Source organism: Streptomyces sp. SAS_272, assembly GCF_052543235.1.
This window is the reverse complement of sequence record NZ_JBMNDR010000001.1, coordinates 47038-62627: the sequence shown is the minus strand read 5'-3', so window position 1 is coordinate 62627 and position 15590 is coordinate 47038. Positions and strand designations below refer to the sequence as shown.

General features: G+C 71.2%; 14 protein-coding genes. 9 read left to right on the top strand and 5 right to left on the bottom strand.

All coding sequences use genetic code 11. From position 1 onward, the window contains the following. The first annotated feature begins 24 nt into the window (after positions 1–24). Complete coding sequence (locus tag ACN6LD_RS00300; RefSeq protein WP_445042142.1) at positions 25–1470, top strand: MFS transporter; 1446 nt, start codon at positions 25–27, stop codon at positions 1468–1470. 235 nt (positions 1471–1705) lie between these two features. Here ACN6LD_RS00300 and ACN6LD_RS00295 read toward each other — a convergent pair whose 3' ends face one another. Both ACN6LD_RS00295 and ACN6LD_RS00290 read right to left on the bottom strand, forming a co-directional pair. After that, a complete protein-coding gene (locus ACN6LD_RS00295; protein ID WP_445042141.1) occupies positions 1706–2398 on the bottom strand; it encodes an alpha/beta fold hydrolase in 693 nt (230 codons plus the stop codon). Further along, positions 2395–3414, bottom strand: a complete 1020-nt coding sequence (locus tag ACN6LD_RS00290) for a helix-turn-helix transcriptional regulator (RefSeq protein WP_445042140.1) — start codon at positions 3412–3414, stop codon at positions 2395–2397. The genes ACN6LD_RS00295 and ACN6LD_RS00290 overlap by 4 nt, the downstream gene beginning before the upstream one ends. A gap of 101 nt (positions 3415–3515) precedes the next feature. Here ACN6LD_RS00290 and ACN6LD_RS00285 point away from each other — a divergent pair, with 101 nt between their 5' ends. From ACN6LD_RS00285 to ACN6LD_RS00260, 6 genes are all read left to right on the top strand, one after another. Further along, on the top strand, positions 3516–4970 hold the full coding sequence (locus ACN6LD_RS00285; RefSeq protein WP_319195034.1) for an MFS transporter: 1455 nt from the start codon (positions 3516–3518) through the stop codon (positions 4968–4970). 148 nt (positions 4971–5118) lie between these two features. After that, entirely contained in the window at positions 5119–5340 is a 222-nt protein-coding gene (locus tag ACN6LD_RS00280; RefSeq protein WP_319195035.1) for a hypothetical protein, read from the top strand. 68 nt (positions 5341–5408) lie between these two features. Next, positions 5409–6554, top strand: coding sequence for a serine hydrolase domain-containing protein (locus tag ACN6LD_RS00275; RefSeq protein ID WP_445042139.1), 1146 nt, complete (start codon positions 5409–5411; stop codon positions 6552–6554). Between the two features lie 162 nt (positions 6555–6716). After that, entirely contained in the window at positions 6717–7730 is a 1014-nt protein-coding gene (locus ACN6LD_RS00270) for an AraC family transcriptional regulator (RefSeq protein ID WP_319195038.1), read from the top strand. 111 nt (positions 7731–7841) lie between these two features. Then, entirely contained in the window at positions 7842–8429 is a 588-nt protein-coding gene (locus tag ACN6LD_RS00265) for an RICIN domain-containing protein (RefSeq protein ID WP_319195040.1), read from the top strand. Then, positions 8417–9664, top strand: coding sequence for a sialidase family protein (locus tag ACN6LD_RS00260; protein ID WP_445042138.1), 1248 nt, complete (start codon positions 8417–8419; stop codon positions 9662–9664). The genes ACN6LD_RS00265 and ACN6LD_RS00260 overlap by 13 nt, the downstream gene beginning before the upstream one ends. 58 nt (positions 9665–9722) lie before the next feature. On the opposite strand, the gene ACN6LD_RS00255 is transcribed toward ACN6LD_RS00260, so the two are convergent. Together ACN6LD_RS00255 and ACN6LD_RS00250 are read right to left on the bottom strand one after the other, a co-directional pair. After that, positions 9723–10319 (bottom strand): TetR/AcrR family transcriptional regulator, encoded by a 597-nt coding sequence (locus ACN6LD_RS00255; protein ID WP_319195043.1) that lies wholly within the window; start codon positions 10317–10319, stop codon positions 9723–9725. A gap of 25 nt (positions 10320–10344) precedes the next feature. After that, complete coding sequence (locus tag ACN6LD_RS00250) at positions 10345–11355, bottom strand: aldo/keto reductase (protein WP_445042137.1); 1011 nt, start codon at positions 11353–11355, stop codon at positions 10345–10347. Positions 11356–11556: 201 nt separating this feature from the next. Here ACN6LD_RS00250 and ACN6LD_RS00245 point away from each other — a divergent pair, with 201 nt between their 5' ends. Next, positions 11557–12669: an endonuclease/exonuclease/phosphatase family protein gene (locus ACN6LD_RS00245; protein WP_319195046.1), complete on the top strand. Its 1113-nt coding sequence runs from the start codon at positions 11557–11559 to the stop codon at positions 12667–12669. Positions 12670–13036: 367 nt separating this feature from the next. On the opposite strand, the gene ACN6LD_RS00240 is transcribed toward ACN6LD_RS00245, so the two are convergent. Further along, positions 13037–14419, bottom strand: a complete 1383-nt coding sequence (locus tag ACN6LD_RS00240) for a glycine--tRNA ligase (protein WP_319195048.1) — start codon at positions 14417–14419, stop codon at positions 13037–13039. A 208-nt stretch (positions 14420–14627) separates the two neighbouring features. On the opposite strand from ACN6LD_RS00240, the gene ACN6LD_RS00235 reads away from it, so the two are divergent. Further along, positions 14628–15584 (top strand): metal ABC transporter substrate-binding protein, encoded by a 957-nt coding sequence (locus tag ACN6LD_RS00235; protein WP_319195050.1) that lies wholly within the window; start codon positions 14628–14630, stop codon positions 15582–15584. The last annotated feature ends 6 nt before the right edge of the window (positions 15585–15590 follow it).

The following is a 15590-nucleotide window of genomic DNA, read 5'->3' as shown; positions in this document are numbered from 1 at the left end:
CGATATCGGCGTACGATGGAACGCATGCCCGAGCTCAGCCCCCGCCGACGTCTCCTGGTCCTCGCGATCTGCTGTATGAGCCTGCTGATCGTGAGCCTGGACGTCACCGTCCTGAACGTCGCCCTGCCCGCCATGCAGCGCGACCTGCACGCGACGACCGCCGGCCTCCAGTGGACGATCGACGCCTACACCCTGGTCCTGGCGGCGCTGCTGATGCTGGCCGGGTCGACCGCCGACCGCGTCGGCCGCAAGAAGGTGTTCATGGCCGGCCTGGTCGTGTTCGCCGCCGGCTCCCTGCTGTGCTCGCTGGCCCCGAACCTGGAGCTGCTCGTCGCGGCGCGGATGGTGCAGGCGGTGGGCGGCTCGATGCTGAACCCGGTCGCCATGTCGATCATCACCAACACCTTCACCGACCCGCGCGAACGCGCCCGCGCGATCGGCGTGTGGGGCGCGGTGGTGGGCATCTCGATGGCCGCGGGCCCGCTGCTGGGCGGACTGCTCGTGGAGTCGGTGGGCTGGCGCTCCATATTCTGGATCAACCTGCCGGTCGGCCTGGTGGCCCTGCTGGCGACCCTGCGGTACGTCCCCGAGTCGCGTGCGCCGAAGGCCCGCCGCCCCGATCCGGTCGGCCAGCTGCTGATCATCGTCCTCTTCGGCTGTCTGACATACGCGATCATCGAGGCCCCCGAGGCGGGCGCGGCGACCAGCGGTCCCTTCGCGGCCGTCGCTCTCGCCGCCCTCCTGGGGCTGCTCCGGTACGAGCCCCGCCGCGCCGAACCCCTCATCGACCTGCGGTTCTTCCGCTCGGCACCGTTCAGCGGGGCGACCGTCATCGCGATCAGCGCGTTCGCCGCACTGGGCGGCTTCCTGTTCCTGTCGACGCTGTACCTGCAGAACGTGCGGGGCCTCGACGCCCTGCACGCAGGGCTGTGGATGCTCCCCATGGCGGTGCCGACGTTCCTGTGCGCGCCGCTGTCGGGCCGGCTGGTGGGCACCCGCGGCCCGCGGCTGCCGCTGGTGATCGCGGGGACGGCGATGACGCTCAGCGGGCTGCTGTTCGCCCTGTTCGACGCCGAGACGTCCGACGCGACGCTGTTCCTCGGATACGTGCTGTTCGGGGTGGGCTTCGGGTTCGTGAACGCGCCCATCACCAACACGGCGGTGTCGGGCATGCCGCGCAGTCAGGCCGGGGTGGCGGCGGCGGTCGCCTCCACCAGCCGCCAGCTGGGCCAGACCCTCGGCGTCGCGGTGATCGGCGCGGTCCTCGCGGCGGGCGTGAGCGCCTCGTCGTACCGCGCCGCCTTCACCGAGGCCGCCGTCCCCGGCTGGTGGATCCTCACCGGCTGCGGCGCGGTCGTCCTCGTCCTCGGCACGCTGACGACCGGCCGGTGGGCCCGGCGCACGGCCGAGCGCACCGCGGAGCGGCTGGAGGCCCCGGACGTCCGCGAGGCGGCAGGCGTCAGCGCCTGACCTCCCCGGGCCGGCAGACATCAGCGCCCGATCCCACAGGGCAGACATCAGCACCCGACCCCCACGGGGCGGCAGACATCAGCGCCCGACCGGCGGACGCGCCGCGGGCCTACGGACGTGGTGCGGGCCTACGGACGTGCCGCATGGCCGCCTACGGACGTGCGGGCTGGCCTACGGACCTGTCCGGCCGGACCGGCGGACGGGCGCGGGGTCGCCGCGCGGCGGCTGTGCGTCGTCAGGCGGAGCGGGGCGGCAACGCGCCGAGAACGGCCGCGAGGCTGTGCGGGTCGCGGCGGGCGATGTTGTGGCCCACGGGGATCTCACGGACCCGCCAGCCCGGGTCGTCGCGCAACCGTTCGGTCAGCGCCGCGAACGGACTGCCCGGCCACGCGCCACCGCTGATGAACGTCCGCCCGAGCGACGGGCCGGGGTCGCCTCCCAGCCTGATCGACTGGAGGAAGCTCGCCAGTGGGTGCGGTCGCGCACGCGGGTCGAGCCCTTCGGGGACCGCGACCCATCGGCCGTCGGAGCGGGCGCCGGCGACGAACAGCTCCCGGAATCGGTCGCTGGTCAGGGACCAGCAGGAATCCCCGTCGTCCGGGACGTAGGCGTCGATGAAGACGAGCTGGTCGAGGCGGTCGCCGAGCCGGTCCGCGACCCCGGCGATCACCATCCCGCCGTAGCTGTGCCCGCACAGCGCGACCGGCGTGCCGTCGCCGCCGCCGCCGTCGCCGCCGTCGACGATCTCGGTCACCTGGTCGACGCGGTCGTCGAGGTTCGGCGGACGGTCCACGTCGGCCGGGCCGTCCGGCTCCAGCCCCGCCAGGGTCACCGCCTCGACGTGGTGACCGTCTCGGCGCAGCTCGGCGGCGACCGCGTCGAACACCCACCCGCCCTGCCAACCCCCCGGCACCATCACGTACTTCACCGCGTCGCGCCCTGGGCGTAGACGTGCAGCTTCTCCAGACGTTCCCGGCTCTCCTCGTCCACCGGTGTGTACGTCACCATGCGCGCCCCGTGGTCCGGGCTCAGCCAGAGGTCGGTGTGGGTGAGGGTGAGGAGGCCGACATGCGGGTTGCGGAACTCCTTGGTCTTGCTGCGGCCCACCACCACCTCGTAGCGCTCCCAGTTCTCACGGAACTCCGGTGACTCCGCCTGCAGTCGCCTGACCAGCATCTTCCAGGCGGGCTCGGAGAGGTGCCCGGCCATCGAGGCGCGCAGTTTCGCGGCCATCAGGCGCATGGACGCGTCGAGGTGGACGACCGACTCGCGCCACTGCGGATGGGTGTGGATGAGGACCATGCAGTTGCGGTCCTGCGGCGGGATCGCGTCGAGGTCGCACAGCAGATGGGCGTAGGTGCGGTTGTAGGCCAGGATGTCGTAGCGGCTGTTCTGGACACAGGCGGGGAGCGGGTCGAGCTGGTCGAGCATCAGTCGCACCGCGTCGGTGACGCCGGCGCAGGAGGAGGCGGGCGTCGGGTCGGTCGCGCCGGCCAGCTGGAACAGGTGGGCCCGTTCGCTCGGGTCGAGCATCAGCGTGCGGGCCAGGGCGTCCAGTACCTGGACCGACACGTGGATGTCCCGGGACTGCTCGAGCCAGGTGTACCAGGTGACGCCGACGGCAGAGAGATGGGCGACCTCCTCGCGGCGCAGGCCGGGCGTGCGGCGGCGCGCTCCGCGCGGGAGGCCGACCTGCTCGGGCGTGATGCGCTCGCGGCGGCTGCGCAGGAAGGCGGCCAGTTCGTGGCGCCGGATCTCCGAGCCGCCCGTCGTTTCGCCCGTCGCGGCCGGTCCCGTCGCTCGAGCCGATCCCGCGGTGCCGGCCGATCCCGTCGCCCCGGCCGATCCCGGCGTCCGAGCCGATCCCGGCGTGCCGGCCGCTTGCGTCGCCCCCGCCGTTGCGGCGGTCGCGGTGCTCGTCGTCTCCTGGGCCATGGTCGTCATGTCTCCAGCCTGCCGTCGCGCGGATCCTGTTGCCAGGTACTCCTTCTACCAGGATAAGGAGACTCTGGTACCCGCCTGAGGGGCGGCGCAGGCTCGGCTTCGTGACCCAGACAACCTCGACCCCCGCAACCGTCCCCGCCCCAGCCCGTCGGGGCGCCGGCGCCCCTGCGCCGGACCACGCCCTCGGCCCGCTCGGACTCTTCACGGTGCTGCTCGGCGCGGCACTCCCTCTCATCGACTTCTTCATCGTCAACGTCGCCCTGCCCACCATGGGCCGGGACCTCGCCGCGAGCGAGTCCGTCCTCGAACTCGTCGTCGCCGGGTACGGACTCGCGTACGCGGTGCTGCTCGTGCTCGGCGGCCGGCTCGGCGACCTGTTCGGCCGGCGTCGGCTCTTCCTCGGCGGCATGGCCGCCTTCGGCCTGACCTCGCTGGCCTGTGGGCTCGCTCCCGACGCGTGGTCGCTGGTCGCGGCCCGGGTCGCGCAGGGCGCTTCGGCCGCAGCGATGGTGCCGCAGGTGCTCGCCACCATCCAGTCGGCCACCGCGGGCCCGCGCCGTGCCAAGGCGATGAGTCTGTACGGCGCGACCGCCGGGCTGTCCATGGTGGCGGGCCAGATCCTGGGCGGCGTACTGGTCGCCGCCGACATCGCCGGCAGCGGCTGGCGGTCCGTGTTCCTGGTCAACGTGCCGTTCGTGATCGTCGGGCTGCTGCTGGCCGTCCGTACCGTCCCGGAGACCCGCTCGCAGCGCCCGGAGCCCGTGGACGGACCCGGCACCGTGCTCCTCGCCGCCGCTCTCCTCACCCTGCTCGCCCCGCTGACCGAAGGCCGGGCTTCGGGCTGGCCCCTGTGGACGTGGCTGTCGCTGGCGGCGTTCCCGCTGGTCACCGGCGCGTTCTATGCCGTGGAGCGGCGGGCCGACCGGCAGGGTCGCACACCGCTGGTCCCGCCGAGTCTGTTCGCCCTGACCACCCTGCGGCGCGGCCTGACGATCATGGCGCCGCTCGCGGTCGGCTTCAGCGGGTTCATGTTCGTGATCGCCGTCGCCTTGCAGAGCGGGGCGGGACTGGGCCCGGTGCGCGCCGGTCTCGCACTCGCGCCGATGGCGCTGATGTTCTTCCTCGCCTCGCTGGCCGGGCCGCGCCTGGTGGCACGGTTCGGGGCGCGGGTGGTGACCGCGGGCGCGGTGCTGCAGGGCGTGGGCGTCGTGCTGATCGTGCTGGCGGTGCGCGCCGACTGGCCGGACGTCGGCTTCGTCGAGCTGCTGCCGGGCGCGGCGGTCGCCGGTGCGGGACAGGCGCTCCAACTGCCCGTCGTGATGCGGATCGTGATGTCCGAGGTGCCGCCGGCCCGGGCGGGCGTCGGCAGCGGTGTGATGGTGACCACCCAACAGGCCTCGCTGGCCCTGGGCGTGGCCACCCTCGGCACCCTGTTCCTCTCCCTGGTCCCCGGGATGGGCATGCGGGACGCCCTGCTGACCACGCTGGCCGTGCAGTTGGCCGGGGTGGCCGTGACCGGGCTGCTGAGCCTGCGGCTGCCCCGCAAGGTGGGCTGAGGCCGGCCGGGCGTGGACACCGCGAAGACGTCGGAGAACGGGTTGGTCAAGTCGTCTCCCGGGAACCCCCGTTGATGTTGGTCGTGCTGCACACTCCGAGAGGCCCTTGCGGGGGCAGCCGCGATGGCCCTCGGACGCTGGAGACGTCATGCCGGAGAGCAACACGAGCAAGGTGAGCCGCTTCGACCAGCACGGACGGCGGCACGTCGTCCGGGTGCGCCGCGCGGGCGTGCAGCGCACCATCAGCTGCGAGACGTGCGGCTGGCGCACGGGGGCGCAGTTCCTGCCGTGGCTGAAGGCGGAGGAGCATCTCGCCCAGGCGCACCAGGCGACCGTGGATCCCTCGGGAGGCGGCGGCGAGTCGCGATGACTTCCGGGCGTCCGGCGGGTCGTATCGGTGGAGAGGCAGGAGAAGGACTCGCATCGGAAGGCCGGCCCATGAGCGCTCTGCACGAAACCCTGCGGCGGTACGTCGACGACGGCACGGCGCCGGGGGCGGTGGGCCTGGTGGCCCGCGGCGACGAGGTGGAGGTGGTGGCCGTCGGCTCGCGGGACGCCGCCGGCACCGCCCCGATGACCCGGGACTCCCTGTTCCGCGTCGCCTCGATCACCAAGTCGGTCACGGCGGCGGCGTTGCTGACGCTGGTGGAGGAGGGGACGGTCGGCCTCGGATCGCCGGTGGCGGAGTGGCTGCCGGAGCTGGCGGCGCCGACGGTGGTCCGCACGCCGTTCGCGCCGGTCGACGACGTGGTCCCGGCGGCCCGTCCGATCACGGTGGAGGACCTGCTGAGTTCGCGCCCCGGCTGGGGCTTCCCGTCGGACTTCTCGCTGCCCGCCGTCCAGGCGCTGTTCGCGGTCCAGAAGGACGGCCGGCAGCCGCAGGCGTACCCCGAGCCGGACGTCTGGCTCGCGGACCTGGCCCGCGTCCCGCTGCTCTACCAGCCGGGAGAGGCCTGGCTGTACGGCACGGCGTCCGATCTGCAGGGCGTGCTGATCGCGCGGGCCTCGGGCCGAGCCCTTCCCGACTTCCTCGCCGAGCGGTTCTTCGAGCCACTGGGCATGAAGGACACCGCGTTCGAGGTCCCGAAGGAGAAGCGGGACCGGTTCACCACCGCCTACCGCCCCGACGGCACGGGCGCGCTGGAACTCGCGGACACCCCGGACGGCGAGTGGAGCGGCCTGCCGCGGTTCCCGTCGGGCGGCGGCGGGCTGGTGTCCACGGCCGACGACTGGCTGGCCTTCGCCCGCCTGCTGCTGAACGGGGGCGAGGCGAACGGCCGCCGGATCCTGTCCCACACCTCGGTGAGCCGTATGACGGCCAATCACCTCACGTCGGAGCAGCGGGAGATCGGCGCGCTCTTCCTGGAGGGCCAGGGCTGGGGATACGGCGGCAGCGTCGACGTCGAAGCGATCGACCCGTGGAACGTGCCGGGCCGGTACGGCTGGGTCGGCGGCACCGGCACGACGGCCCACATCGTGCCGCGGACGGGCACGGTCGCCGTCCTCCTCACCCAGACCGCGATGACGGACCCGGTCCCGACGCCCCTGATGCGGGACTTCTGGCGCTGCGCGGCGACGAGTTGACGTCCTGGGCCCGCGGAGCCGCGGCCTGAAAGCTGAAGTACCCTCCGCAGAAGCAAAGCAGCACAGAGCAGCGGCACAGGGCGGACGTGGGAAACGGGCGGAACGAGGTCGCGGTCGGGGTCGGGAAGGGCCCCCGGAACTCGGGTGGGGAGCAGGGGCACAATGATCGGGACGGTGTTCCGCACCGCGGACGTGCCGGTGGCGGACAGGTTCGAGTACTGGCGTCAGCTGATGGACCGCACGATCGCACCCAGCGACATCAGCAGTGACTACGCCGCGGACTTCCGGGCGGAGCAGCGGCTGCTCGAACTGGGGGCGGTGCGGGTGTGGCCCATCCGGGTGGTGCCGACGCGGTACCGCCGCAACGCGCGGCTGGTGCGGCAGTCCGATCCCGAGGAGTACCACCTGTCGCTGGTGCTGGGCGGTGGGCTCGGCTTCGACCACGTGGGACGGTCCGAGACCTACGGGCCGCAGGACCTGTGGCTGTCCGACAGCTCACGCCCGTACGTCGTGGAGCCCCACGGCGGGCAGCCGTCGTCCTCCTCGGAGCCGCCCTTGGTCACCGGGGTGGGCGTGGAGGTTCCCAAGTCACTGCTGCCCCTGCCGTACGCCCGGGTGCGCAACCTCCTGGGCAGGCGCCTGTCGGGACGCCAGGGACCGGGCGCCCTGCTGACGGGCTTTCTCACCGGACTGGACCAGCAGGCCGCCTCCCTCCAGCCGTCCGACGCACCGCGCCTCGGCATGGTCGTGGTCGACCTGCTGGCGGCATGGCTCGCCCATGAGCTGGAGGCGGAAGCCGACCTGACGCCGGAGACCCAACGCCGGGTCACCGTCACCCGTGTGCGGGCGTTCATCCGGCAGCACCTGCACGACCCGGAGCTGCGGCCGCCCGTCGTCGCCGCCGCGCACCACATCTCCCTCAGCTATCTGCACCGCCTCTTCCAGGAGGAGGGCACGGGCGAGACGGTCGCGGCCTTCATCCGGGGCCAACGGCTGGCGGGCGCCCGCCGCGATCTGGCGAACCCCGCGCTGCACGCCACGCCCGTCCACGTCATCGCCGCCCGCTGGGGCATCCTGCGCGCCTCCGACTTCACCCGGGCCTTCCGCGCCACGTACGGGATGTCCCCCACGGAGTACCGGTTCCTGAGGCTGATGTGTCCTTCGGACGACGAGTAGACGCACCGTCAACCGCCTGTGCACCCGTTGTTAAGGACAGCCTCCGGACCGCCGCGCATGCTGGCGGCGTGATGAACACACCCGTTTTTCCCACGTCGGGAGAACTCCTCCATGGGTAGAACCTTCCGGATGCCCCTTGCCCTGGCCGCTGCGGCCCTTCTGACCGCGCCCCTGCTCAGCGCCTCCTCGCTCACCGGCACGGCGACGGCGGCCACCGCGGCGACCACCACGGCTGCGGCGGCGACCACCGCCGAGGCCGCCGCAGTGGCTGCCGACGCCACCCCCGTCTACGCCCGGCTCTACAACCAGGGCACCGGGAAGTGCGCCGCCGTGGCCGGTGGTTCCAGCTCGACACAAGGTGACTACCCGATCCAGTGGCCGTGCAGCACCAGCGAGAGCCAGTACTGGGCGCTCATAGCCGTGCCCGGCGGCTATCAGGTGAAGAACCTGGCGAGCGGCCTGTGCCTGGCCATGGCGAGCGGCACCAAGCTGGAGGGCGCCAACCCCATCCAGTGGCCGTGCAACGGCGGCGAGAGCGCCGAGGACGCCGAGCAGGTCTGGGCGCACGACTCCATCGACCGGCTGAGGAACGTCAACAGCAAGTTCTGCCTGGCCATAGTCGGCGCCTCGACGAACGACAGAGTCAAACCCGCTCAGCGGACCTGCGACGCGAGCAAGGAGCAACAGTGGCTCTGGTAACGGAACAGTCCTCCTCGCGCCGGTCCCGCGCGCGCCGGTCCCGGCCGGCCCTCGTGGCCGGGTTCCTCGGTCTCGTCGCCGCGCTGCTCATGACCCTGGTCAGCGCGCCCGACCGCGCGTCCGCCGCGAGTCCCCCCACCCCGCGGCTCGTCTACCAGAACACCGTGACCGAGGGCGACGGGCCCCGCACCCCCGACATCATCAGCACCAGCGCGAACGACGCGGTCGTGGTGTGGCGGGAGGGCACCACCGCCTCGGTGATCACCTCGCCCGCCAACTCGGTCTTCGACCACGGGTACATCCGGTACTCCTACACCACCGACGGCGGCGTGACCTGGAGCCGGCCGCAGACGCTGGCGCAGGAGACCAGCGAGTACTCCTGGCACTACGTCGAGCTCTACAAGACGGGCAACCGGATCTTCGCGTACATGGGCCGAACGGCGATCACCAACTACAGCGGCCTGCCGATAGACGCCGTCGTCGCCAAGGAGAGCACCGACGGGGGGCACACCTGGCACGACTTCACCATCGACATGCCGCTCAACCCGACGACGGACGCGAGCCTCCCCGGCAAGCAGAACCTCGCCCTCGCCGGACGCCCGGTCCAGATGGCCAACGGACTGTATGTCATGCCGTACTGGGCGTCGAAGCGGGAGAACGGGGTTCTGTACTCCGTGGATCTCGTGAAGTGGACGGCAGCCGGCCCCGTGCCCAACCCCACGGACCACCTGCCCGGCGAACCGCAACTCGTCATCTCTCAGGACGACCCGAACAAGCTGCTCATGGTCGCCCGCAGCAAGCCTCCGGTGGACGGGGCCGCGTCGTTCGCACTGACCGCCACCGCCGACGTCACGAAGACGACCACCGAGACCGGCACCGTCGTCAAGGTGTCCTGGAGCCCCTTCCGGCTGGACACCAACGTGCCCAACAACGACTCCAAGGGCTACTTCACCAAGGACAGCACCGGCCGGTATCTGACCATCTACAACACCAAGACGGACCCGATCCGCCAGGCCATGAACTACCGGACCAAGAACACCGGCACGGCAGCCTGGTCGAGCAGCGAGCTGTTCGCCGACCCCACAGGACCCAACGACCCGACGCCGGCCGGAACCGGCGCGGGCTGGGACACCTACCCGATGGCCGACGAGTACGCGCCCGGCAAGTTCTTCGTCGTATGGGAGCACGACACCTCGGCCATCCTGGTGAGCAGGCTCGACATCTCCGACAGGTAGACCGCGCGGCGGCCGGGACGAGGGCGACCCTCAGGAGGCCCGGGACGCCCGGGACCGCTCAGGGAGTGGCCCGCAGGCCCCGTAGCAGCAGGTCGACCACGGCTGTGAAGTCTTCCTCGACGCCCGGCCGCTCCCACACCCGGTGGTATCCGGGGTCGTGGAAGCGGCCGGTGGCGTGGAAGACGGCGCGGGCGGCAGCCTGCGGGGCGGGGGCGGCGAACGCGCCGGACGCGACTCCCGCCTCGATGATCCGGGTCAGCTGACCGGTCAGGTCGTCGAGGTGTTCGTCGACCACGTCACCGGTCTCCCCGGTCAGCACCATGTACGTGGCGAACAGTTCGGGGTCGTCGCCCGCCTTGCGGCGCTTGGCCTCGAAGAGCGCCGCGAGCCAGTCGCGCAGCCGCGTCTCCGGGGACCGTGACGCGTCGGCGGTGATAGCGGACAAGGTCTGCGACGTACGGTCCAGCCACCGCTTCGTGACCGCCGCCCGCAGCGCCGCCTTGGTGCGGAAGTGCCGGTAGACGCTGCCGTGGCTGACGCCTAGCGCGCGGGCCACGTCGACCACGGTGGCCTTGGCCGGGCCGTGCCGCCGCAGCACCTCCTCGGTCGCCTCGAGGATGCGCTCGGCGGTCAGGGTCTCGGTGGTCGGTGGCATGCTCAGACCGTACCCGGAGGTCGGGTCAGCGCTCGCTGTCGAGGTGGGCCATCGCGGCCGCCGCGTAGCGCTCGCCGGCGGCCGCGCCTGCCGGGACGGCCTCCTCGATCGCGGCGAGGTCGCCGGCCTCGAGGACGACGTCCAGCGCGCCCAGCGACTCCGCGAGCCGCTCCCTGGTCCGCGCGCCGATCAACGGCACGATGTCCTCGCCCTGGGCCAGCACCCATGCGATCGCGATCTGCGCGACGGAGACGCCCTTCTCTTCGGCGATCTTCCGCAGGGCCTCCACCAGGTTCAGGTTGTGCTGGAGGTTGTCACCCTGGAAGCGGGGCGAGTGGGCCCGGAAGTCGTCGGCGGCGAGCCGGCGCTCGGCGGTGAAGTGGCCGGAGATCAGTCCGCGCGACAGCACGCCGTACGCGGTGATCGAGATCCCCAGTTCACGGGTCACGGGCAGGATCGACTGCTCGATGCCGCGGGAGATCAGCGCGTACTCGATCTGCAGGTCGGCGATCGGCGCGGTGGCGGCGGCCCTGCGGATGGTCTCGGCGCCGACCTCGCTGAGGCCGATGTGCCGCACGTACCCCTTCTCGACCAGTTCGGCGATCGCACCGACCGTCTCCTCGATCGGCACGTCGGAGTCGAGCCGGGCGAGGCGGTAGACGTCGATGTGATCGACTCCCAGGCGCTGGAGGGAGTAGGCGGCGAAGTTCTTCACGGCTGCGGGCCGGCCGTCGTAGCCGGCCCAGGAGCCGTCCGGCCCACGCAGGGCGCCGAACTTCACACTGGTCAGGGCCTGTTCACGGCGGGCGGCGGGCGCGGTGCGCAGCGCTTCGCCGATCAGCAGCTCGTTGTGGCCCATGCCGTAGAAGTCGCCGGTGTCCAGCAGGGTCACGCCGGCCTCGAGGGCCGCGTGGATCGTCGCGATCCCCTCGGCCCGGTCCGCGCCGCCGTACAGCGCGGACATGCCCATGCAGCCGAGACCGAGGGCGGAGACCTGGGGGCCGGTGGTGCCGAGGGAACGGGTTCGCATCGTCATGCACACCACCCTGCCATGACAGATGACAGATTTCAATATCTGTCATCTGCAATCTGTCGCGATGCGTGGGCCGCGGCCCCGCGGGGTCCGTCCGGTCGACGGGGCGCGAGACGCGAGGACAATGGGATATGTCGGTGCGCAGTCACCTCGGCGGCGCCTGCCGCCGGCCGAGCGGCCCTTCGCGCCGCCATGGAGGCTGCCATGAGCATCCGCATCGCCACCTTCAACATGGAGAACCTCTTCCGCCGGCCCACCGCGTTCCGCATCGAGGACCCGGCGAAGCGCAAGGAGATCCTGGACGACTTCGCCACGCTGGTCGCCCTCCTCGACCTGCCGGTGTACACGGACGACGACAAGAAGAAGATCGCCGGACTCGTCGAGAAGCACCGGGCGTACGACATCGACCCGAAGGACCCGCCGCCCATCTACGTGAACCAGTCACGGCCGGGCAAGGACTCGGGGCTCTTCAAGACGACGGGCACCGGAAAGAACACCCGCGTCGAGGTCACCGCCAAGGGCCGTGCCGCGTGGGCCGGTTGGGCCGAACTGGGTCAGGACGACTTCGAACTGAGCGTGGTGCGCAACACCGGCCGGGTGGTCTCGGAGGTGGACGCCGACATCCTGCTCACCGTGGAGGTCGAGGACCGGCTCACCCTGGAGCGCTTCAACACGCAGGTGCTGGCCGGGGCGCTCGGCCGGCGGCCGTACCCCTACGCCCTGTTGATCGACGGCAACGACCCCCGGGGCATCGACGTCGGCATCCTCAGCCGGCACCCCATCACGTCCGTGCGGTCCCACCTCTTCGACACCGACCCCGAACGACCCGACCTGCGCCTCTTCAGCCGCGACTGCCCCGAGTTCGAGATCCGGCTGAACGGGACGCCCCTGGTGGTCCTCGGCAACCACCTGAAGAGCAAGTTCCAGGACAATCCCGGTCTGCGCCTTGCACAGGCCGAGCGGGTCGCGGAGATCTACCGGGCCGCGCTGGAGCGCACCCCGCACGTCGTCGTCGCCGGGGACCTCAACGACGACCCGGACAGCGACCCCGCCACGGTCCTCCGGGACACCGGGCTGCGGGACGTGATGAGTCACCACGCCTATCGCGGACTGCCCGGCACCCACGGGGAGTGCAGGAGCGAGCGGGACAAGCTCGACTACATCCTGCTCTCGCCCGAGCTGTGGCCGCAGGTCCAGCACGTCGGCCTGGAGACCCGCGGCATCTTCGCGAAGGACATCAAGTCCTTCGACACGGTGACCTCGAAGGGCACCGCGGCCTCCGACCACGCGGCGCTCTACGTGGACGTCGACCTGTAGGCACGGACGGCACAGCGTCTCCCGGAGCCGCGCCCCTTCGCCGGCCCGCAGCGGGCGCAACTCCGCGAACCGTCGCCGGGGCTCCCGACCGCGCCCCGTGACCGCCCTTCGCGCCGGCATCCACCCGTTCCGCATCTGCGGAATGTGCGCGGTCGCACGCCCACGACGGCCTCGTCGACGGCATGTCGGCTCCGCCCGGGGGGCGGCGCGCCGAGACCCGTGCCGCGTACGACCACAACGCGGAGACCGACGCCGAAGTGCTGCTGCGCGGCCACCGGCGCGAGCGGGACTGCACGGCATGACGCGAGGCCGGCCCCGACGGGAGTCCCGTCGGGGCCGGCCTCGTGGTGCTGAGCGCCGTGAGCGGTCACGCGCCGATCAGGCGGGCGGCGAGGTAGCCCTCGATCTGGTCGAGGGACACCCGCTCCTGCTTCATCGAGTCACGCTCGCGGACGGTGACCGCGTTGTCCTCGAGGGTGTCGAAGTCGACCGTCACGCAGAACGGCGTGCCGATCTCGTCCTGGCGGCGGTAGCGGCGGCCGATCGCGCCGGCGTCGTCGAACTCGATGTTCCAGTTCTGGCGCAGCGCTGCGGCGAGGCCCTTGGCCTTCGGCGACAGCTCGGGGTTGCGGGACAGCGGCAGGACCGCGACCTTCACCGGGGCGAGACGGTGGTCGAGACGCAGGACCGTGCGCTTCTCCAGCTTGCCCTTGGCGTTGGGCGCCTCGTCCTCGACGTAGGCGTCGAGCAGGAACGCCAGCATCGCGCGGCCGACGCCGGCCGCGGGCTCGATGACGTACGGCGTCCAGCGCTCGCCGGCCTCCTGGTCGAAGAAGGAGAGGTCCTGGCCGGAGGCCTTGGAGTGAGCGGAGAGGTCGTAGTCGGTCCGGTTGGCGACGCCCTCCAGCTCGCCCCACTCGTTGCCGCCGAACTGGAAGCGGTACTCGATGTCGGCGGTGCGCTTGGAGTAGTGGGAGAGCTTCTCCTTCGGGTGGTCGTACCACCGCATGTTCTCTTCACGCATGCCGAGACCGGTGTACCAGTTCCAGCGCTGCTCCATCCAGTACTCCTGCCACTTCTCGTCCTCGCCCGGCTTGACGAAGAACTCCATCTCCATCTGCTCGAACTCGCGGGTGCGGAAGATGAAGTTGCCGGGCGTGATCTCGTTGCGGAAGGACTTGCCCATCTGCGCGATGCCGAACGGCGGCTTGCGGCGCGAAGTGGTCTGCACCTGGGCGAAGTTGGTGAAGATGCCCTGGGCGGTCTCGGGCCGCAGGTAGGCGACGGAGCCGGTGTCCTGGGTCGGGCCGAGGTGGGTGGAGAGCAGACCCGAGAACTGCTTGGGCTCGGTGAACTGGCCCTTGTTGCCGCAGTTGGGGCAGTTCACGTCGGCCAGGCCGTTCTCCGGCAGGCGCTTGTGCTTGGCCTCGTACGCCTCTTCCAGGTGGTCCGCGCGGAACCTCTTGTGACAGGCGGTGCACTCGGTGAGCGGGTCGGAGAAGGTGGCGACGTGACCGGAGGCCACCCAGACCTCGGGAGCCAGGATGACGGACGAGTCGATGCCGACCACGTCCTCGCGCGACGTCACCATGTAGCGCCACCACTGGCGCTTCAGGTTCTCCTTGAGCTCGACACCCAGCGGTCCGTAGTCCCAGGCGGCCTTCTGGCCGCCGTAGATCTCACTGCAGGGGAATACGAAGCCACGGCGCTTGCTCAGGCTGACGATGGTGTCGATCTTGTCGGCGGCCACGGTGCTCTCTTCATAACGACGACGGGCGACGAAGCGAGGTGCTTCCAGCGAAGACTTCAGGGTACCGGCGGGGACTCCCCCTCGACCAAATCGGGCCCAGGCTCACAGGGGGCCATACCGCAGCCCTTCGGGGCTTACCGGGCCCTTACTCGCCCCTTGCCCCTCAGCTTGTTGACAACGGTTTCCATATTTGTTGAAAATGAGTGTCATGAACGCACGACGACTCATATCCGGCGCGGCTGTCGCGGCGGCCACCGCCCTCGGCCTCGGCACCCTCTCGGCCTGCTCCACCGACAGCGCGGCCGCGGCCGGCACGGACAAGTTCGACGTCGTCGCGTCGTTCTACCCGATGGCCTTCCTCGCCGAGCAGATAGGCGGGGCCCACGCCCACGTCACCAGCCTCACCCAGCCCGGCCAGGAGCCGCACGACCTGGAGATCAGCGCCAAGCAGACCGCCGCGCTCCAGGAGTCCGACGCGGTGCTCTACCTGAAGAACCTCCAGCCCTCCGTCGACGACGCGGTGGCCCAGTCCGAGGTCAAGACGAAGATCGACGCCGCCTCCCTCACCTCGCTGGAGAAACACGGCAACGAGGTCGGCGGCCACGCGGCCGAGCACGACGACCACGAGAACGAGGAGCTGGCCGGCCTCGACCCGCACATCTGGCTCGACCCGGTGCGCTACGCCCAGGTCGCCGAGGGCGTCGGCAAGGCCTTCGAGAAGGCCGACCCGGACCACGCGGCCGACTACAGAAGCAACACCGCGACCCTGGTGAAGAAGCTCGGCGACCTCAACACCGAGTTCAAGGCCGGGCTGGCGAACACGAAGACCAAGGTGTTCGTCACCACCCACGCCGCCTTCGGCTACCTCGCCGAGCGCTACGGCCTGACCGAGGAGGCCATCAACGGCCTCGACCCCGAGTCGGAGCCCAGCGCCGCGCGCGTGAAGGAGCTTGAGAAGATGGCCAAGGCGGACGGCGTCACCACGGTGTTCTACGAGACGCTCGTCAGCGACAAGACCGCGAAGACCATCGCCGGCGACGCCGGACTGAAGACGGACGTCCTCGACCCGATCGAGGGCATCACGGACAAGTCCCGCGGCAAGGACTACTTCTCGGTCCAGCAGGCGAACCTCAAGGCGCTGCAGACGGCCCTGGGTACCAAGTGATCTCTA